Origin of the sequence: Parapedobacter sp. 2B3, from assembly GCF_041925275.1 — a bacterium.
In the GTDB taxonomy this organism is placed as follows: domain Bacteria; phylum Bacteroidota; class Bacteroidia; order Sphingobacteriales; family Sphingobacteriaceae; genus Parapedobacter; species Parapedobacter pyrenivorans_A.
Window position 1 is genome coordinate 37,326 of sequence record NZ_JBHEUZ010000015.1, and the last position, 19,229, is coordinate 56,554.

A 19,229-nucleotide genomic window follows, 5' to 3' on the forward strand; every position below is an offset into this window, starting at 1 on the left:
GGTTAGTTGTTAATTGGACTGCGCTTCCGATAGACCCACCAATAGAGTAAGGGCACAAAAAATAGGCTGACGAACAGGCCGATGACCATCCCCCCGATCAGGGTGAGCGCCAGCGGCTGCTGCAACTCCGACCCCAGGTCGTGCATGAATAATGTTGGGGCCAGCGCACCGATACTGGTCAGCGTGATCATCACAATGGGTTTCAGCCGCTTGTGCCCGCCCTCATAGATGGCTTCCATCAATGGCACACCTTCCCTTCGCAGTCGGTTGATGGCATCGATCTTCAGGATGGAGTCGTTGATGATGAGGCCAGACATCACCACAACGCCGATCAACGACATCAGGTTGATGCTATTGCCCGCCAGGTAAAGCGCAAACAATGCGCCGGATATGGCAATGGGCAGCTCCGCGAGGATAAATAACGGCTGTACCAGCGATTCAAACTGCGCGGCCAGGATAAAATACAGCAGCAGCACCGAAACCAATAGGATGAACGCCATCTCACCAAGGAGTGCCCGGTTATCGAAATAGGCGCCGCCGAAGGCCACTTCGAGCGTGGGGAAAGCCCGTTCAACCAGGCGCTGGATGGTGGAAAGGTCTTCCCTTTCCCGGTCGGTATGGATCGCTACCGGATAGTAGCGCCCCTGCGCGCCGGCCATGATCTGCCGATAGCTGTTGGTCCGCGCCATCTCCACCAGGGCCGACAGCGGGATGTCAACGTCCTCGGATTTGCGGATAAAGGAACGGGCCAGCATACCGCTTACATCGCTTTCGGCACCCCGCACCAACAGGATGGGAACCATGGCCTGCCCACTTTGGAAATGGTCGACCAACGAGGGCCGGAAGACCGACTGGATCTTGGCGGATAGTTCGCCAAGCCCGATTCCGTAGCGTGCCGCTTGCTCCGCATCCATGCGGATGAGTACCTTATCATGCAGCGCCACCGGGCCGATACGGGCGTGGGGCAGCGCGCGGCGCAGGGAATCGACCAGGCGCAGCGTTTCTTCAGGTGCAGGCATCTCCCCCTGTTCACTTTCCGACACCTCCATCCGTAGGGGAGCGATGCGGTCGGCAAATACGGCCTCGAATGCATTCTGTGCCGGGCTGATTTCCACCGTGGCCTGGGGGAACCGCGCGGCCATCACCCGGGGGAGCCGGTGTTGCAGCGCCGCGGGGTCTATCCCCCCAGCCGCTTGGATGTACAGGTTGGCCTGGCTTTGCCCTTGCTGCTCCCCCCGGTCAAACACGTACTGCTGCTCGCCCACCCAGGCATTGAAGGTGCCGATGCTGTCGTCCAGTCCGGCGAGCAACGCTTGCAGGCGCTCCCAGTTTTCGGCTACATCGATGGGTTCATTCCAATCGATCGAGGCTTCGAAGTCATCGCGCGTCAGCTCGGGCAAGCGCGCCTTATCCAACGAAACAAACAGGCCAGCACTCATCGCGAGCAGCGCCACCACCACCAAACAGGTGGCCACAGGTCTACGGAAAACAAGGCCCAACCCCCACTCATACCAACCGGTTACGTGCACCCGGGCCTTAATCTCGGGCTCCGTACGTGCGCCGCCACCTCGTTCGGGATAAACCAGCGTGTATAACGGCGGCAGCAGTAACAGCGCGACGATGAGCGATGCCACCACCCCGATGATGACCGAAAGGGCCTGGTCGAAAAAAATCGCCCCCGCCAATCCGCTTAAAAAAATCAGCGGAATGAACACCGCGCAATTGGTCAATACCGAGGTAATCAACGGCCGGATGACTTCATTGGTACCCTCAATAGCCGCATCGGCCACGCGCAGCCCGGCATCGCGGTACCGGTTGATGGTATCGATCACCACAATGGAGTTGTCGATAATCATCCCCAGCCCCAGGATGAGCCCACCCAGCGAAATGATGTTGATGGAGATGCCCAGCAGAAAAAACCCGAGCTGGCTGATGAGCAGGGAAACGGGGATGGTGATACCGATGAGCAACGCCGGCTTAAACTTGCGGATAAATACCAGCATCAGCAGTGCTGCGCATACGCCACCGAGCCACAGGTCCTGCCAGAGGTTGCCCAGGGCAAAAGCGAGCAGTTCGGTCTGGTCCTGCGATACCACAAACGCCAGATCGGGATAGGCTTGCCGCATCTGCGCAAGCAGTTCGTCGAAATGGGTTTGGAGATCTTCCATGCGGGCCGAGGGCTGCTTGATGATACCAAGGTTGATGGCACGTGTCCCATCGCTATAAAATGCGCCTGTTTCTTCGGCGTGGGTGAGCGTCACCGTGGCCAGCTCGCCCAGCCGGAACACCCGGCCATTGATGTTTACCGGGGTAGCCCGCAGGCTTTCCAGCGAGGCTACATCGGCGGCGAATTTGAGGAAATACCGGTAATGGCCATCCGCCACCTGGATGTTGCCCAGACTGATCTCGTTTTCGCGGAACGCTTGCGTCAGCACCCCACCGTCCAAACCAAGGCTCTCCAAATAGCCTGCCTTCGGCTCAATCTGCACCTGCGGCTGCATCAGGCCCGTCACATCCACCATGGCCACTTCCGCCAATTGCTCGATGCGCCGGGTGATGGTCTCGCGCACGAACGTGCTGACTGCCACCAGCCGCGCAGCGGTTGCGAGACTATCGCGCGGTAATACGCTTAGCTGGAACACCGGAATATCGTCTACCCCCATCTTCACCACTAACGGTCGCTCAGCCTCGCGCGGCAGGCTATTCATCGCCATATCCACCTTTTCGTTTACCTCGATAAAACGTAAGCTGATGTCAGACCCGGCCTCGAAACGGACGCGGACGGCAGCACGGCCCTCCGAGGCGCTGCTTTCTATGCGCTCCAGTCCATGCAGTTGCAGCAGCCCGTTGCGGATGGGCGTGGCCAGTTGCTGCTCCACTTCCTCGGCCGACAGGTTTTCACCCGAAAGCCGCACAATGATTTCGGGAATATCTGATTCCGGAAGCAACGATGTGGGCAGGTACAGGTACGCCGTGACACCCAGCAACAACAGGGCAAAAAAGCTGACCAGCACAGCAATGGGTCTATGGACTAAAAATCGAATCATTTTTTTGGTCGTTTGGAGATGTTTCGCTGCGGCCTTGCCGGCCGCGCCAGCAGGCAAAGCGGGAGCAGCAGGTAAGCACCCAAGATGGAAAATAACAGCCCGCCGATGGTTCCCGCCGAGAGCGTGAACCAAAACCCTTTTTCTGCACCGCTGATCATGAACGGCAGCAGGCTGAGTATGGCTGATAGTGTGGTAATCAGAATGGGCATGGCTTTGGCATTGAAAGCGCGTATGAAAACCTTCCTACCGGGTGCGGCTCCCACGAGGCGGCCCCGCCGCAGGTAGTTGAAGTCGTTGATGATATACAGGGCGGCATTCGTAACCAGGCCGCTGAGCAGGAGCAGCGACGCATAACCCCCTTGGTCAAATTGCAGCGAAAGGACATGGAACGTAAGGAAAACGCCGATGAACGAAAAGGGGATCATCAGGACGACGGCGAACGGCTGCCGGAACGATTCGAGCAGGATGGCACAGATCATGTAGATAATCAGCAGCACCAGCGCAACGAGCCATAGGTGGGTATAGCTATCGCCGGAGCCGCCAAACCACCCGGACCAACTGGGCACGGTTACGGCATAGCCATAGGGCAAGGTGGGCTTGATACTGGCCACTACACGCTCTTTTACGATATTGTTCAATTGGTAGGTGCCGATAAACCGGTAATGCACGTTGAGCAGGTACTCCTGGTTGTCGCGGACAATGGCGTCGCCCATCCGTACTTTAGCGATTGTAGAAATGTCGTTAAGGCGCACCATCGTCGAGTCGTTTACCTGCAGCGGAGCGTGCATCACCGACCACACCGGGGCGGTGTTGTCCCTATTGGTCTGCACCGCCACGGGCGTGAACACACCGGGGGCGGATTCGACCGTACCGATCAGGGAAGACCGTTCATCGATAGCCTGCAAGGCTGTCCCCATGGCCTGCCGCCCAATGCGGCGCGACACCAGGTAGGTCGGCCGGTCGATGCCCACCATAAACTCCTCGTAGCGCCGCTGCTGCCACCGGCCTTGTGTGCTGATAACCACATCCTGTACGCGCGGGTTGCGCAACAACGTGTCGCGCACCTGCATGCCGATGGCTTGCAGCTGCCCATAGTGGTAGCCCCGCAGTTCGATGGTCGAATCGAAATTATCCAGATCAATGGCATTGTTGAACCCACGCCCCACACCGTAAACACCGAAATCGGCCGAACCCGATAAGATGGCACGGCTCTCCAGCAGGCGCTTGAGCCGATGGGGGAAAGCACCCTCGAAGCCCTTGTTGAAATGGATGCTGATGGAGGCGCTGTTGGCGCTGGAAACCCGCGCCTCGAAGCGATCCACCTCATCGGCGAACCGTGCGAGAAACCCTTCAAATTCGCACACCACAGCATCCATCTGCTCCAAGGTAGCGCCGTCGGGCATGGTAATGCGGACATGGAGCTGCACGCGGTCTTCCTCGCCCCGACCGCCGCCGGAATTCCCCATGCGGTTGCCTGCATACAGGTATAGTGCTCCTCCAGTGTATTTGTTTAGCTTATCGCGTAGCGTGCGGTTATAAAACTCGCTGCCAATCGTCCGGTTATAGGTTTGGGCCCACCACCCCTCCCCCTCGATTTTCTCGGGGAGCATAAACAACGGAAGACCAAAGCATAGCAACATAATGAATAGAAATAACCAGCGGAAGCGCAACATAAACGACAGCTGGCGACCGTACAACCGGCTGAAGCGCACGAGCAGGCGCTTCCGTCGAAAAAACAGCTTGCCGGGCCTAATCGTCACCGGCAGGCGCTCCAACAATGCCGGGATAAAGAAATAAGCCACCGGCAGCGATACCAGCAGGTTAACGATGATGGCCAGTGCGAAGTCCAGCAGGTTCAGCCGGGCATTTTCTTCGAGCAGGAAAATCACGCTCAGTGCACCCAAGGCGGTCAGCGTGGAAGCCAAAATCGCCGCGAATATCCGGTTGCGGCCCGTATGGCGGATGTCTTCCACGATAACGATCACATTATCAATGATCAGCCCCAGCGAAATGGTGATGCCTGCCAGGGAGTATAGGTGTATCTCCAGCCGGAACAGGTAATAAAAAATGAGCGATACGGCCACATTGACCGCCAACGAGAGGACAACAATCAGCAGGTAACGCCATTTGCGCGTAATGAGCATCACGAACAGCAGGAGGATCAACACCGACAAGCCGGTACGGAGATAGATTTTCCCCAACTCTTCCTGGATATACTCGGTATTGTCGTAGACCATATCCAGCCGGTACCCCTCGGCCGCCAATTCCTGTGCAATGTTTTCCATGGCCGTCCGGATCTCCCTGGCCAATTTGATGTTGTTGACGTGCTCTTCGGGGGCCATATTGATATACACCAGCTCTTCCCCGTTGATGCGGTAATGTGACGTGGGCGCTACGGGCTGTACGTCGACCGTGGCCACATCGCGCACGTAAAACACACGTCCGTCGCGGCCCCTTAACGGAAACCCCAGAAGGTCGTCTGCGCTGGCAATGCAGCGGTCGATGGCCAAATCGACCTTATCGGTATTCCAGCGCACCATACCGAGCCCTTTCATGGCAAGCCCTCCTTGCAGCTGCTGCTGGAAATCGGATAGGCTACTACCCAACTGGCGAAGTCGGGTCTGGTCTACGTCGATGGCTACACGCGTGGGGCGTGTCCCGGTGATGTTCACCTGGTGGAGACCCTTTATTTCAGCCAGCAGGGGTCGGATACGCCGCTCGGCCACGGCGGCGATGCCCTCCGCGGCGTCTGGACCTCCGAGGGTATAGCCAATGATGTCCCGCCCGAATGCATTGCTTTCCTGCGGGCGGTTTAAATAAACGGTGGGATAGGAGGCCGTGGCAGGCAATTGGGCATATAGTTGCCGGAGCACCGTCGTGGCCTCAAAGCGGAACGTTGCCGGGTCTGTCCATTTATCTAAGGATACATGCACGTTGGCGTTACCATACCCCGATGTGGACCGGATATGCTGCACGCCATGCAGGCGTGCCAGCGTTCGTTCAATGGGGTTGGTCACCTCCAGGTCGACGACTTCGGGGGAAGCCCCCTGCATGGCACACTGTACGGTGACGGACGCATAGCTCCTACTAGGTGTCAATTGGATGGACAGCCGCGGGATGAGCGCCAGGCCCACCAATCCCAGTATCAAGGAGATGACCAGGATACTGAAGGCGGGGATAGGCTTACGAAGGTTCCGGTCCATATTCGGCTGCCTTGGATTTTACGGATTATCCTACTGTACCGTGATGGGCTTATCGTGCGCCAGGTTGAAGTTGCCCGAGTAAATCACCCGGTCACCGGGTTTCAGGCCGTCCTTGATGGCGTAATGGGTGCTGTTTTCGTGGCTGATCTCCACATAGTTCCAATAGGCTGTACCGCCGTCGGTGGCGGTAAAGACGACTTTCCGGCCCTGGCGGTCGAGCACCGCCTCTTTGGGCACACTCAATTGGTCGCCGAAGTCGCGGGATACAACCACGCTCACCCCCATGCCATCAATCAATCCGCCATCCGGGTTTTTAATCACGGCCTTCACCATCACCATCCCTGATCTGTCCACCTGTGGATTGATGCTCGTCACCTTACCTTCGTAAGCCCTATCCTTTTCACTGAAGGCGGTTACACGCACGGACTTGGCGTGCTTAACAAAATCAAGTTCCTGCTCCAACACCGCAAATTCTACCTGAAGCTCGCGGTCGTCAATCAACGAACATACGTAATCCAAGCCTGCCGTGTTATTGTATTCCTTTGCTTTCAGGTTCGCTATCTTTCCGGCAAATGGGGCGTATAACTTCGTGTGATGGACGTCCTTCTCCGCTTTGCGCCATTCGAGCAGGGCATCGCTGAGCCCGCTACGGAGCCGGGCAATTTGTTTCACCTCCTCGTCGAGTGCGGCGGTATCGGCCGCACGGTACCCCAAACGTAGGAGTTGGTCTTCATAGTCCATCACGGCCTTCTGCCGCCGCAGCGCTGCATGCTGCAATGCCTGCTGCTGGGTTTCGTCATTGAGGTTCGCTAACAACTGGCCTGCTTGTACCCGATTGCCTTCGGTCATATGAAGTTGTTCTACCGTGCCATCCGCCCGGAACCGCAGATCTGCTTTTCGGATAGCACTCAATCGGCCATTGGCAATCAGTTCCTGATGGAATGACGTTTTCTCCAATGTGACGGTTTCAACCTCGGTGGGCTGTTCCGTCGCTTGCAGGAGTGAGGTTTCAGCAATGGGCTGATTTTCTGTTGGCTGGGCTTGTTGGCAAGAAATCGCGATGACACCCCATGATAGAAAGGCGCACAGGCGTAGCATGTTCGGAAAGGAAAACTTGGAATAAGACACAATTTGGCAATTAATTTCTTGGTTATTTGTAATAATTAGGGTAATACCGCTACAGTATGCTTACGGTCATTACTTTCAAAGGTAGAAAAAAACTGTAATTATCCTGATACATTTTAGGACCAAATTCGTAGGGTGCTAAAATAAAATTATTCCTATATTGGGCTTGTTCAGTAAAAACCTAATGAAAAGATGCCCGAGAAGAATCTACTCCATCGTTGGCGGGAGACCGTTTCGTCGCGACCCGGCACCAGGGACTCCTTCAACGGGATGCACCTGGCGGTATTGCACCAGACTACGCGGCGCAAGCTCGACCAGCGGCTATCGCTCATCCAGTTTGAGACCCCTGATTTTATGCTGTGCGAACTGAAAGGCCGGCCTCTGGAGATGATGGCCTTTGCCCTGCCCGCAACCGATACAGAGGTGCTGTGGCTCTGCCTGCAGTTCCATGGCAAGGTGTCGTTCCCCGATGGGCACGTTAGCCAGCCTGAAACACTATTTTCATTTGCTACGGGCGCAAACGACTATCCGCTCACGCTGGCTGCCGAAAAGCAATGGGTCTTGCTGTTGGGATTATCGGGACCGTCCCGGCAGCTGCTATTGGCGGAGTTGGCGCCGCTGCGGGAGCAGCACGATGGTCCGCAAAACGACTGGGCGGCTTATGCCATCACTTTTGCCGACAGGCGACACTTGGATGCGTTCTCCAAGTTGACGTTTGGCCCGTTCACTACGCCACACCACATTGGCCAGCTGCTGGCCCACCTATACGGGGCCTACGCCCAACAACTGGAGAAACCACGCGAACCGGGCGGGGAGCAAGCGCTCATGCTGCTGTACCACCAGGTCGTTGCCTATATCCAACGGCATTATATGGACGAGGGCCTGAACCGGGAAACAGTCGCCGCGGAATGCAACTGCTCCGTGAGGCAACTCAACCGGGCCTTTGAAGGACGATCGGTTACCTTCAACACGGCCATCCGCACATTGCGCCTGCACAAAGCACGGGAGCTGCTGCGCAAAAAGCCCGAACTGTCGGTGGAGGAAGTGGCAGTGATATTACAATTTCCAAACGGCAAACATTTCGCTACCCAATACCGAAAACAATTCCACCGGTCGCCCCGCGAAGAGCGTAAAGCCATACTGCCGCGCAAATAAACTGGCTATTGTATGTCATGAGCACGCTGATTCGGCGTGCAAGCCAGCCTGTTTTACGGGCAAGCAACCCCATCTAATTAAAAAGATAGCGGTTCGACCCGGCTAGCCAGCTGCTTTTTTTTGAAAGCTCCTTCTTCCGTTTAAACGGATAGCCGTTAAGCCAGGAAAACGGCCTGTTTTTTCCAACACACTCCCCCTGCTAACCCCGAGGCTCCTTCTTTGATTTAAACTGGTAGCCGTTAACGAAGGAAAGCTGCCTGATTTTTCTTGGACGCTACCTTTTCCATAGAAACGGGAGCCTCTTTTTCCCTGCGAGCTACCTATCCTGATAAAAAGTGTAGCTCGCGTATTTTCGAGATAAACGGATTAATTTGGTCATAAAACCACCCAAAAACCATCGAAAACCTCGTTTTTCAATGAAAAATCATCAAAAATTGAATTGAAAAAGGTTCGTTTTTGCGCCAGCACTTTTTTGGTACCCCCCGGAATTTGGCGCAAAAACGAACCTTTTGCCCTTTCCGATACCGCACTTTTGTGGTGTGCTAGTACAAGAAGTAATTCATTAAATGTTTAACGCCAAAAAAAGAAACAAAATGGCAAAACCAATTTTTACGAGCAAAGACGCAGCCGGACTATTGCGCTATGCTGAACACATCTTTTTGAAGATGACAGAAAATGCGGACCTATTCCCCGCGCCGATTCCCGACCTGACGGCGTTGGAAAGCAGCATCACGGCTTACCGCGACGCATTTGCCGAGGCTACCTTCCGCGACAAGCGGGCGGTGATCCTCAAGAAACAGCGGGGCCAAGAGCTCCAGGAAGCCGTCTACCGACTCTCCCACTACGTGGATGCCGTGGCCCAGGGCGACCCGGCCACCATCCTGGCGGCAGGGTATGACGTGGGGCAGCCGTCCACGAACCGGGTAGGCCACACACCGAAGGCCGAAAACCTGCGCGTGGAACACGTGCAGGTAGGCACAGGCATCCTGCTGCTGAAGGTGAAACCCTGGAAACCCGCGCGGCTGTACCGCTACGAGTACCGCAAGGCTGGATCGGAAAGCTGGGATGGCTTGCTTTACAGCAAGTCGACGCTGCAACTCAGCGGCCTGGACATGCTGCAGGAGTATGAATTCCGGGTCTCTTACATCAGCAGGGACACGACCCTCAATTTCAGCGACATTACGAAGGCCATCGTGGTGTAACACTGTAAGGTGGAAAGCCGGGCGAGCCGGCTTTCCCCTTTTTTATCACATCGGATGTAATTAAATCGTACTTTTATGACAATAAATATGGAAACGATATCCACCAATCACCCCCTGCGTACCATCACACTGCGGTACGACCGCACGAAGGAAGCTCCGGAGTTCGAAACCGAAACCTTGCAATGCTACCACGAAATCCACGACCGCGCCTGGGAACGGTTGCAACGCGCACAGCGGGGCCGGAAATTGGTCCCCGGGTTCCGGTACCGCATCGAAGCCATCGAACGGCTCTTCGACCTGGCTACCCATAAATTTGATCACCTGAAGGTCATGATTCCCTCAAACCCATTACGCGATACCGTGTACAGCCAACTCAAAGCGCTGCTGGCCCAGTTGGATGGCAACTTGAACGTGCTGGTGCCCGAATTAATCGACGAGACCAAGGTATTCATTGACTATGAGGACTATTGCATGGCGCAGGACGAATGGATGGACGAAAACGCATTCCCGCGGTTCCATGAAACCGTTGCCCGGCATGCCGATTGCTCGGTCGATATCGTTTTTTTCGACCACGACCTGGAAGACTTCCGGCACGAACTGGCCTTTGTTAAAAAGCAGGAAATCCTGTACCTGGATGAAATGGGTGCCTTGACAGACGATTTTACCGAATTGGCCTACAACGTGGAATGCCTGATCGAACAGGCCGCGGATTTCGACGAGAAGCTGCTACACAATGTATAAAAATGCCTTCCCCGGCACGATTGTTTCTCCTATTTTACGTAGGTTTACACCGAAACAGATTATGTGACCACAAACAATTATCCATCATGAAATCCGCTCCACAACTTTTCTCGAGGAGAAGTGCTTTGAAAGCCGTAGCGGCTGGCACCACCGCGGTGATGGCAACCGATCTATTCCAACGGGTCGCCGCCGCGGAAAAAGCCTTGCCATTACCCTGGAAAGGGCGCATTAACCATTCCGTATGCCGCTGGTGCTATCCTTCCGTCCCGTTGGAATCACTCTGTGAGGCAGCCAAAGAAATCGGCATCACGGCCATCGATCTGGTCGGCCCCAACGAATGGCCTGTATTGAAGCAGTACGGCTTGCATGCCGCCATGCCCCATGGCGCCGGCAAGGGCATTACCGAAGGGTTCAATGACCCGGCCCTGCACGACGAATTGGTAGCCAGCTATGAAAACCTCATCCCGCAAGTCGCGGCAGCAGGTTATGACCAGATCATCTGCTTTTCGGGCAACCGCCGCGGACTAGACGATGAACAGGGCATCCGGCATTGTGCCACCGGCCTGAAACGGCTCATGGATACCGCCGAACAGCACGGGGTCACGTTAGTGATGGAATTGCTCAATAGCAAGGTAGACCATGCCGATTACCAGTGCGACCACACCGCATGGGGTGCCGCCCTGTGCGATGCCGTGGGATCGGACCGGTTCAAACTGCTTTACGATATCTACCACATGCAAATCATGGAGGGCGACGTGATTGCCACCATCCGCAAGTACCATCCTTATATCGCCCATTACCATACGGGCGGCGTACCGGGCCGCAACGAAATAGATGAAACGCAGGAACTCCATTACCCCGCTATCATGCGGGCCATTGCCGAAACCGGGTTCAAGGGCTACGTTGCGCAGGAATTTATCCCTAAGCAGCCGGAACCGCTCAACTCCCTGGCACAAGCTATCCGTATCTGTGATGTATGAGTAAGTGCTTCGGAACGGTATAGGGAGCAAGGTATTCCCCTAAAAAATGAAAGGTTTCCAAACGGGGAGAATGGAAACCTTTACTAACCAATTATAAACCTAAATTATGATGACACAAAGGTAGTGTATTTTTTACACTATCCAAATTATTTTTTCACTTTTTTTCTGCATCCGTTTCTCTGTTGCCCCGATCCGCGTGTCCAAGCGATTTTCGGGGTGCAACGCGGTCGCGTACCAATCGCTTCAACGCGGTGATTTCGGGGAATCCGCCATCGGTTTTCCGGTCCACCAGGGGTTCGTTATCAATGGAAATACGGAACTCGCCGGCCTTCTCCGCGGGTTTCAGCAGCACCCCGTTGAGTTCGTCGGCAAACGTGGTAAGCAGTTCGGACGCCAGATATGACGACCGCAGGAGCCATCCGCATTTGGGACAATAGGTTATCGTGATTGTCGGTTTCATCTCCTTTTACCTCATGCCACCACTTGGTTGATGGCCAGTTGCTGTGCCACTTTGCCCGCAATCTCAAGAAATGCAGCGCGGGCCGGATTCTCTTCGTCCATCACAACGGGCAATCCATTATCGCCCGAATCGCTGATGCTTTTTACCAAGGGTATCTCGCCGAGGAACGGTGCGTCGAACCGTTCGGCTAGCCGCTTGCCCCCATCCTTGCCGAAGATGTAGTACTTATTGTCGGGCAGTTCGGCGGGCGTAAAGTAAGCCATGTTTTCCACCACACCCAGCAGCGGGATGTTGATGGAGTCCATGAGAAACATACCGATGCCACGCACCGCATCCGAAAGTGCTACATTTTGTGGGGTGGTAACCACAACCGCCCCCGAGATCGGAAAGCCCTGCGCCACGGTGATGTGTACGTCGCCCGTACCGGGGGGCAAATCCACCACGAGGTAGTCCAATTCGCCCCATTCCGCATCGTTAAACAGCTGTTTTACGGCCGTGCTCACCATCGGGCCACGCCATGGCACCGGCTGGTTGGGGTCTGTGAAAAAACCGATCGACAGCAATTTCAACCCGTATTTTTCTATCGGTTCGATTTTTGTTTTACCCGTTTCGGTTTTGGTGGCCTTGGGCCGCGCGCCTTCCACCCCAAACATGATGGGCACGGAAGGCCCGTATATATCCGCGTCGATCAAGCCGGTCTTGGCACCATTGGCTTGCAAAGCCAGCGCGAGATTGGCAGCTACGGTCGACTTGCCCACGCCCCCTTTACCGGAAGCGACAAGGATAATGTTTTTGATGTTGGGCAACTGGTTACTCTGCATTCCGACTACCCGCGACGTCATGTTGATGTCAACGGCGATGTCTTTATCAACAAAGAGCGCGATGGCATTTCGGCACGCATGCTCGATGTGCCCTTTGAGGGGGCAGGCCGGTGTGGTAAGGACCACATCGAAGCGGATGGTCGAGGGAGTGATTTCCACATTTTCAATCATCTTGAGGGTTACCAGGTCCTTTTTGAGGTCGGGATCATCTACATGGCTCAGCGCGTGCAGCACCTGTTCTTTCGTAATCATCGCTCCGTATCACTATATATTATACTGTTACAAAACTAGCGAAAGCCAAACACAAACTTGTCATATCTTTGTTTTTAATCATAATTATCCCTTATTTCGGTTCCAAATAAATTCGTTTTTGTGGCAATTGGTATGGTTAGGCGATTTTTGAGCAGGGTTACCCGGAAGCAGCTGATCATTGGCGGCACGATAGTGGGTGTGTTTGTGGTAGCAGGCGTCATCGCCGGTACCGTGGCCTACCACAAGCGCGAGGCGTTGCTGGCGGCCACCATGGAGCGCATCCAATCCAAACTGGCCCACGATTACCAGATCGATCTGGAGGTGGGCAGCGCCTATTTCTCCGGCCTTACCACCGTAACCTTCGAAAGCATGGCCCTTGTACCGCACGGGCGGCAACCATTGGCTACCATCGAAGAGCTATCCGTCAGCATCAAGCTTTTCCCGTTGCTTACGGGCGATGTCCGGTTCGGGCGGCTGCGCGGGCACGACGCCCACGTGCAACTTATCAAAAAAGACAGTGTCAGCAATTACGACTTTCTCTTCCGGAGCGCCGATACCTTGCACACCACCCCGCTAACGCCGGAAGAGCCGCGCACCGAAACAACCGTTAACCTGGCACAGGCCGCGAACCGCATGCTCAACAACGTGCTTTACAAGATCCCGGAGGATATGGATCTGCGCGACTTCACCCTCACCTACCGCGACGATAGCACCGAGCAACAGATCAGTGTACCCCAAGCCGACATCGACAACGGCAACCTCACCACGTCCGTATACCTCAACGACAACGAGGCTGCCTGGCAGATCGAGGGGAAGTTGAATCCCAACCGGCGCCAGCTTTATATAAAAGCACACGCCAACGGGCAACGCATCGCTCTGCCCCTGCTGGAACGCAAGTTGGGCCTGAAGCTAAGCTTTGACACCATCGAGACGCGCCTGCGGGAAGTTTATTGGACCCACAACGAACTCCTGCATATCAAAGGGGAATGGACGGTCAAGAATCTCCACATCAACCATTGGCGCATTGCCCAGGAGGAGGTGACCTTGCCCGATGCGCATATCGATGCCGAAGTCATCGTGGGCGGCGATCACGTGGAATTGTCCAACGCATCCACGGTTACCGTAGAAAACCTGGTGGTACACCCATACATACGGTACAACACGCAGCCTCACAAAACCTACGCTTTGGGGCTGGAAACACCCGAGATGGAGGCCCAAGACCTGTTTGACGCCTTTCCGAAAGGGCTTTTCGAATCACTCGAAGGCATACGGGTATCGGGCCGCATCCAATACAAACTCGATGCATTCCTTGATACCACCAACCCCGATAGCGTCCGGTTCGACTCGCACATGGAGCAACACGATTTCAAGGTCAATGCCTGGGGGCATGCCCATATCCCCGAGATAAACACCACCTTTACCTACACGCCTTATGAAGACGAGAAGCCCGTACGCGATATCGTAGTAGGCCCCCAAAACCCCCAATTCGTGCCGTTGGCCGACATATCGCCGTACCTCAAAAATGCCATCCTCACCACGGAAGACCCCTCTTTTTTCAGCCACAACGGCTTTGTTGAAGAGGCCATCCGGTCGTCGATTGCCATCAACTTCAAAGAAAAAGCCTTCAAACGGGGCGGCAGCACCATCTCCATGCAACTGGTCAAAAACGTATTCCTCAACCGCAACAAGACCATTGTCCGCAAATTGGAGGAAATCCTCATCGTTTGGCTGATGGAAAGCACACACGCGGTAAGCAAGGAACGGATGTACGAAGTATACCTCAACATCATTGAATGGGGCCGCAACGTGTACGGTATTTCCGAAGCCGCCCGTTACTATTTCGGCAAGCATCCCGCTCAACTCACACTCGGTGAGAGCATATACCTGGCGAGCATTGTACCCCGGCCGAAAACGGGGCTGTATTCATTCAACTACGAAGGGCAACTCAAGCCTTACATCGCCTCGTATTTCAGTTATATCGGCAATATCATGGCCCGCCGTGGCTTGGCGCCGGCCGATTCATCGGGCAGTTACGGGTTCTACGCCGTGAGCCTGCGCGAACCGTTGCGCCCCGAAAGACCGGTTATCGATACGTTGCAACTGGAGCAACCGCCCACCGATTTCGAAAACGAGTTGGAGCATGTACGTGGTTTGTTAGACCGCATCTTCAACACGTCAAACAGTGAAAACCCCTAACGAGCGGATGAACATCACGATCAATCAAAAGCAATTTGAGCGCATTATCGACTATAACCAGATCAAGAAGCGCATCCGGCTAATCGGCATACAGCTGAATGTAACCTATGAAAACCAGCACCCCGTTTTCATCGGTGTGCTCAACGGCTGTTTCATGGTCATGGCCGACCTGATGAAACAAATCCATATTGCCAGCGAGATATCCTTCGTAAAACTCGCGTCTTATGAAGGCACCTCCCAGCGGGACCAAGTAAGCGAGCTCATCGGACTCGACTGCAACCTCGAAGGCCGCGAGGTCGTCATCGTAGAGGACATCGTGGATACCGGCAATTCGCTCAGGCATACACTCGATGCGGTCTATGCACAAAAACCAGCCTCCGTGGCCGTATGCACGCTGTTGCTGAAGCCGAAGGCATTGCAGCACTCCTTCGACAACATCGCTTACGTAGGGTTCGAAATCGACAACGAATTTGTTGTAGGATACGGGTTGGACTACGGGGGCATCGGCCGCACCCTACCGGATATCTATCGCGAAGTCGTGCCCGCAAAATGATCAGCATCATTCTTTCGGATGCCAGCCATCATCCATGGGCAACCACCGATTCATTTCCTTTGCGGATAATTTTGTAAACGATCGTTAACCAAAAGAAAACTGGAATAAATATTGTATTCCAAGGATTAACACGAATGAGTGGAATGAGAAAAAAATCCCCCGTCACCGACATCGTACGTAAAACCACGATCACGGCCCAGTCGACCGATCGGCTTAGCAGGGTCTACCAACTCATGAAAAACCATGCACTCGCGCACGTCACCATCATGGAGCAAAGCGAAATTGTGGGCATCATCAGCCGCAAAACCATCAAGCAACTAGCCTTCGGTTACGAGTTCAATGAGGGCGATGGAATCGAGATGGGCATATTCGATATGCTACAGGCTGGTCAGGTGATGGAACGCGGCACCCCGCACATTCCACTTTCCGCCACGGTAGAAGACGTTGCGGAACTGATGGCGGTAAGTGCATTTGCTGCCCTACCCACCGTGCATGAAGGTAAACCCGTGGGCTTCGTAGACATCAACGACCTCGTGCTCTTCTTACTCAACACCCGTTAACGCACCGTCGCAAGCCTGTGGGTCCCAGAATACCCGGTCGAAATCTGCCACCTTGTCATCGACGACTGCCACCCCTTCGTTTTCCAGCAATTGCGCCATCATCGTAGGGCTACCGAACGCCCGTTTCCCGGTTAGCAGTCCCACGCGGTTCACCACCCGGTGGGCAGGTACCGGTGGTCGTGCACTCCCCGCCGCCCGCATGGCATAGCCCACCATACGTGATGAGCCGCCCGCCCCCAATGCACGGGCTATCGCACCATAAGACGTCACACGCCCCTCCGGAATCTGCCGTACAATACCATACACCTGCCCAAAAAAATCATCGATCTTCGTTGTTGCCATCGCTGCTTTACGATATCGTTTTCGTAAAAAAAGGACCCCACATCCGTATCTATAGCTATAAAAACCGTATAATTGGATGCAAAATCATTTATAATCAATGACACAAAGCTAACCGTTTCGGATGGAAAACTGCCAACCAACTTATTTTGCCGCGTGTCTACCAACTACAGTATGATGAAAATACGTACAACGACAACCTCCCGGGCACCGCTAGCCGCCTTACTCATCGGCCTCGCCCTCACTTCGTGCAACACGGCTCCGGCCGACAACTGGCACCCCCTGTTCGACGGCGAAACCCTCAACGGCTGGAAACGCGTGGGCGGCGAAGCACCCTATTCCATCGAAGACGGCGCCATCGTGGGCACCATGACCGCCGGCACCCCCAACTCCTTTCTGATCACCGAAAAAGAATACGGCGACTTCATCCTCGAACTGGAGGTTAAATTGGAGGGCGAAACCACCAATTCGGGCATCCAGACACGGAGCCACCTCGACGAAGCCGCCAACGAAGGCCGTGGCCGTGTTTACGGCAGGCAGGTAGAGATCGACCCCGGCAACCGTGCGTGGACCGGCGGCATTTACGACGAGGCCAGGCGCGGGTGGCTATATCCGCTCGACCTCAACGAACAGGCCAAAACGGCCTATAAAAAAGAAGCCTTTAACCTCATCCGCATAGAAGCCATCGGCAACGAGACCAAAACCTGGGTAAACGGCACCCCCGTGGCCTACGTGGTCGATACGCTCGATGCCACCGGATTCATCGGCCTGCAGGTGCACAGCATCGGCGACGAGGCGCTGGCGGGCAAGAAAGTATATTTCAAGAACATCCGTATACAGACCGAAAACCTGCAGCCGCAGGATTTCCCCGCAGGCATCTATCCCGTCAACCTCACGCCCAATAGCCTCTCCGCCTACGAAGAGCAAAACGGGTATAAACTCCTCTTCGATGGCCATAGCAACGCGGGTTGGGTGGGCGCATACAAAGATGCCTTCCCCGCCAATGGATGGGAAATCAAAGACGGTGCCCTCACGGTCCTCCCTGCTGATGGCAGCGAATCGACCAACGGCGGCGATATCGTTACGACCGATCAGTACAGCGCATTCGACCTTTCCTTTGAGTTTAAACTTACCGAAGGGGCCAACAGCGGCGTCAAGTATTTCGTTACGCTTTCCGAGCACAACACCGGGTCGGCCATCGGGCTGGAGTACCAGATACTGGATGATAAGCAGCACCCGGACGCCAAGATGGGAAAAGACGGCAACCGCACACTGGCCTCGCTGTATGACCTCATCAAGGCCAACAAGACCAACCGTGCGCAACGCAAAATAGGCGAATGGAACAAAGGCCGGCTCGTGGTGCAGCCGGATAACACCGTAACCCATTACCTCAATGGCGAGCAGGTGGTGCAGTACCAGCGCGGTTCGGAAACCTATAAGCAATTGGTCAGCGAGAGCAAGTATAAGGATTGGGAAAACTTCGGCCAAGCCGACAGTGGACATATCCTGTTGCAAGACCACGGTGACCGCGTCAGTTTCCGCAACCTGAAAATTAAGGCCCTATAACCATCCGATTTTGCCTACCTTTACAGGCTCATAGCGTAGGTAAATGAAGTATTGGCATTGGGTACCGCTGTTGGTTTGGGCGATGGCCGGGGTTGCCGTTGTGCACGCGGCACCCATCAGCGTAGCTATGCAGCAAACACGCTACCGCTCGCCGCAGGATTCCATAAGGCAGGTGCAACTGGCCGAAAAAATACGGCTGGCCGACTCCATCAAACGGGTGGGCGATTCGCTGGCCATGCAATACATCGGCTTGCCCAATCCTCATAGGCCCAATGCATTTGCCGATAGCCTGCGCAAGCAGGTCATCGTGCAAAACGGCGACTTCATGACGTGGCTGGCGTTTATGCACCGGTTGGAGCAGGGCATCGAAACCGATGCCGAACGCCGCGGCCGTGAGCCGTGGGTATTGGCCACCATCGGCCTGCTGATCCTTTTCCTGGGTATTGTCCGCGTTTCCTTTTCAAACGAAGTGCTCTCCATCATCCAGGCGTTCTATAACGACCGTGTATTGTTTCAGGTCAACAAGGAAGACACCCTCTATAGCTCGTGGCCTTTTGTGTTCCTCTATATCCTGTTCGGTTTTGCAGTGGGGCTGTTTATTTACCTAAGCAGCGAGCCGCATGGTTACAGCAGTATGCAACAAGGCGTGGAGCGGTTCTTTGGCATTTCGCTGTTTGTCATGGCCCTGTTCATCCTCAAAATCATCGCCACCCGGCTGCTCGGCTTCATATTCGACCTGCGGCGGGTGGTACGGGAATATGTATCCATCCTATACCTCAGCTATTTCAATGCCGCATTGGTGTTCCTTCCGATCATCCTGGTGTTGAGCTTGTCACCGCGCTCGTACGCGGCATGGGTGGTTCCGGCCGCCTTTTTCATCGTATGCTGCCTGTTTGTGTTCCGCTTTGCAAAGACCGCCCGCAACCTGCTTATAAACTATCCGTTTTCAAAATTTTATTTATTTACGTATCTTTGCTGCCTCGAAATCGCGCCCATACTTATCTTAGTAAAAGTGTTGGGTTCTTAACG

The 19,229-nt window shown here is 54.8% G+C and carries 15 protein-coding genes; 9 read left to right on the top strand and 6 right to left on the bottom strand.

Annotated elements, in window-relative coordinates:
- Window positions 1-2: 2 nt before the first annotated feature.
- The 3 genes from ACEVG1_RS16115 to ACEVG1_RS16125 are packed head-to-tail and all read right to left on the bottom strand — an operon-like array spanning window position 3 to window position 7,378.
- Complete coding sequence (locus ACEVG1_RS16115; RefSeq protein ID WP_374744746.1) at window positions 3-3,047, bottom strand: efflux RND transporter permease subunit; 3,045 nt, start codon at window positions 3,045-3,047, stop codon at window positions 3-5.
- On the bottom strand, window positions 3,044-6,250 hold the full coding sequence (locus ACEVG1_RS16120) for an efflux RND transporter permease subunit (RefSeq protein ID WP_374744747.1): 3,207 nt from the start codon (window positions 6,248-6,250) through the stop codon (window positions 3,044-3,046). The genes ACEVG1_RS16115 and ACEVG1_RS16120 overlap by 4 nt, the downstream gene beginning before the upstream one ends.
- 30 nt (window positions 6,251-6,280) lie before the next feature.
- Window positions 6,281-7,378: an efflux RND transporter periplasmic adaptor subunit gene (locus ACEVG1_RS16125; protein WP_374744748.1), complete on the bottom strand. Its 1,098-nt coding sequence runs from the start codon at window positions 7,376-7,378 to the stop codon at window positions 6,281-6,283.
- Window positions 7,379-7,567: 189 nt separating this feature from the next.
- On the opposite strand from ACEVG1_RS16125, the gene ACEVG1_RS16130 reads away from it, so the two are divergent.
- The 4 genes from ACEVG1_RS16130 (at window position 7,568) to ACEVG1_RS16145 (ending at window position 11,453) form a co-directional block, all read left to right on the top strand.
- Window positions 7,568-8,530, top strand: a complete 963-nt coding sequence (locus tag ACEVG1_RS16130; RefSeq protein ID WP_374744749.1) for a helix-turn-helix domain-containing protein — start codon at window positions 7,568-7,570, stop codon at window positions 8,528-8,530.
- Between the two features lie 593 nt (window positions 8,531-9,123).
- Window positions 9,124-9,732 carry a fibronectin type III domain-containing protein gene (locus ACEVG1_RS16135; RefSeq protein WP_374744750.1) on the top strand — a complete coding sequence of 203 codons (609 nt, stop codon included), beginning with the start codon at window positions 9,124-9,126 and terminating at the stop codon, window positions 9,730-9,732.
- A gap of 87 nt (window positions 9,733-9,819) precedes the next feature.
- Window positions 9,820-10,473 carry a hypothetical protein gene (locus ACEVG1_RS16140; protein WP_374744751.1) on the top strand — a complete coding sequence of 218 codons (654 nt, stop codon included), beginning with the start codon at window positions 9,820-9,822 and terminating at the stop codon, window positions 10,471-10,473.
- Window positions 10,474-10,559: 86 nt separating this feature from the next.
- Window positions 10,560-11,453 (top strand): hydroxypyruvate isomerase family protein, encoded by an 894-nt coding sequence (locus ACEVG1_RS16145; RefSeq protein WP_374744752.1) that lies wholly within the window; start codon window positions 10,560-10,562, stop codon window positions 11,451-11,453.
- 154 nt (window positions 11,454-11,607) lie between these two features.
- Here ACEVG1_RS16145 and ACEVG1_RS16150 read toward each other — a convergent pair whose 3' ends face one another.
- Both ACEVG1_RS16150 and ACEVG1_RS16155 read right to left on the bottom strand, forming a co-directional pair.
- Window positions 11,608-11,913: a SelT/SelW/SelH family protein gene (locus tag ACEVG1_RS16150; protein WP_374744753.1), complete on the bottom strand. Its 306-nt coding sequence runs from the start codon at window positions 11,911-11,913 to the stop codon at window positions 11,608-11,610.
- 11 nt (window positions 11,914-11,924) lie between these two features.
- On the bottom strand, window positions 11,925-12,986 hold the full coding sequence (locus ACEVG1_RS16155; RefSeq protein ID WP_374744754.1) for an Mrp/NBP35 family ATP-binding protein: 1,062 nt from the start codon (window positions 12,984-12,986) through the stop codon (window positions 11,925-11,927).
- A 132-nt stretch (window positions 12,987-13,118) separates the two neighbouring features.
- Here ACEVG1_RS16155 and ACEVG1_RS16160 point away from each other — a divergent pair, with 132 nt between their 5' ends.
- The 3 genes from ACEVG1_RS16160 to ACEVG1_RS16170 all read left to right on the top strand — a co-directional run bounded on the left by ACEVG1_RS16160 (window position 13,119) and on the right by ACEVG1_RS16170 (window position 16,295).
- The gene (locus tag ACEVG1_RS16160; RefSeq protein ID WP_374744755.1) at window positions 13,119-15,182 is read left to right on the top strand and encodes a transglycosylase domain-containing protein; all 2,064 of its coding nucleotides are present in this window, start codon (window positions 13,119-13,121) and stop codon (window positions 15,180-15,182) included.
- Entirely contained in the window at window positions 15,169-15,735 is a 567-nt protein-coding gene (gene hpt / locus ACEVG1_RS16165) for a hypoxanthine phosphoribosyltransferase (protein ID WP_374744756.1), read from the top strand. The genes ACEVG1_RS16160 and hpt overlap by 14 nt, the downstream gene beginning before the upstream one ends.
- Before the next feature lie 143 nt (window positions 15,736-15,878).
- Window positions 15,879-16,295, top strand: a complete 417-nt coding sequence (locus ACEVG1_RS16170; RefSeq protein ID WP_374744757.1) for a CBS domain-containing protein — start codon at window positions 15,879-15,881, stop codon at window positions 16,293-16,295.
- On the opposite strand, the gene ACEVG1_RS16175 is transcribed toward ACEVG1_RS16170, so the two are convergent.
- Window positions 16,278-16,637 (bottom strand): MGMT family protein, encoded by a 360-nt coding sequence (locus tag ACEVG1_RS16175; protein ID WP_374744758.1) that lies wholly within the window; start codon window positions 16,635-16,637, stop codon window positions 16,278-16,280. The two genes, ACEVG1_RS16170 and ACEVG1_RS16175, sit on opposite strands and share 18 nt — an antisense overlap.
- 171 nt (window positions 16,638-16,808) lie before the next feature.
- On the opposite strand from ACEVG1_RS16175, the gene ACEVG1_RS16180 reads away from it, so the two are divergent.
- Window positions 16,809-18,200: a DUF1080 domain-containing protein gene (locus ACEVG1_RS16180; RefSeq protein ID WP_374744759.1), complete on the top strand. Its 1,392-nt coding sequence runs from the start codon at window positions 16,809-16,811 to the stop codon at window positions 18,198-18,200.
- Window positions 18,201-18,243: 43 nt separating this feature from the next.
- Window positions 18,244-19,227, top strand: a complete 984-nt coding sequence (locus ACEVG1_RS16185) for a DUF4271 domain-containing protein (protein WP_374744760.1) — start codon at window positions 18,244-18,246, stop codon at window positions 19,225-19,227.
- Window positions 19,228-19,229: the final 2 nt, after the last annotated feature.

Bases quoted from the DNA above. Each gene is read 5' to 3' on its own strand.
- ACEVG1_RS16115 (WP_374744746.1), bottom strand. From the start codon at position 3,047: ATGATTCGATTTTTAGTCCATAGACCCATTGCTGTGCTGGTCAGCTTT.
- ACEVG1_RS16120 (WP_374744747.1), bottom strand. From the start codon at position 6,250: ATGGACCGGAACCTTCGTAAGCCTATCCCCGCCTTCAGTATCCTGGTC.
- ACEVG1_RS16130 (WP_374744749.1), top strand. From the start codon at position 7,568: ATGCCCGAGAAGAATCTACTCCATCGTTGGCGGGAGACCGTTTCGTCG.
- ACEVG1_RS16135 (WP_374744750.1), top strand. From the start codon at position 9,124: ATGGCAAAACCAATTTTTACGAGCAAAGACGCAGCCGGACTATTGCGC.
- ACEVG1_RS16140 (WP_374744751.1), top strand. From the start codon at position 9,820: ATGGAAACGATATCCACCAATCACCCCCTGCGTACCATCACACTGCGG.
- ACEVG1_RS16145 (WP_374744752.1), top strand. From the start codon at position 10,560: ATGAAATCCGCTCCACAACTTTTCTCGAGGAGAAGTGCTTTGAAAGCC.
- ACEVG1_RS16150 (WP_374744753.1), bottom strand. From the start codon at position 11,913: ATGAAACCGACAATCACGATAACCTATTGTCCCAAATGCGGATGGCTC.
- ACEVG1_RS16155 (WP_374744754.1), bottom strand. From the start codon at position 12,986: ATGATTACGAAAGAACAGGTGCTGCACGCGCTGAGCCATGTAGATGAT.
- ACEVG1_RS16160 (WP_374744755.1), top strand. From the start codon at position 13,119: ATGGTTAGGCGATTTTTGAGCAGGGTTACCCGGAAGCAGCTGATCATT.
- ACEVG1_RS16170 (WP_374744757.1), top strand. From the start codon at position 15,879: ATGAGAAAAAAATCCCCCGTCACCGACATCGTACGTAAAACCACGATC.
- ACEVG1_RS16175 (WP_374744758.1), bottom strand. From the start codon at position 16,637: ATGGCAACAACGAAGATCGATGATTTTTTTGGGCAGGTGTATGGTATT.
- ACEVG1_RS16180 (WP_374744759.1), top strand. From the start codon at position 16,809: ATGATGAAAATACGTACAACGACAACCTCCCGGGCACCGCTAGCCGCC.
- ACEVG1_RS16185 (WP_374744760.1), top strand. From the start codon at position 18,244: ATGAAGTATTGGCATTGGGTACCGCTGTTGGTTTGGGCGATGGCCGGG.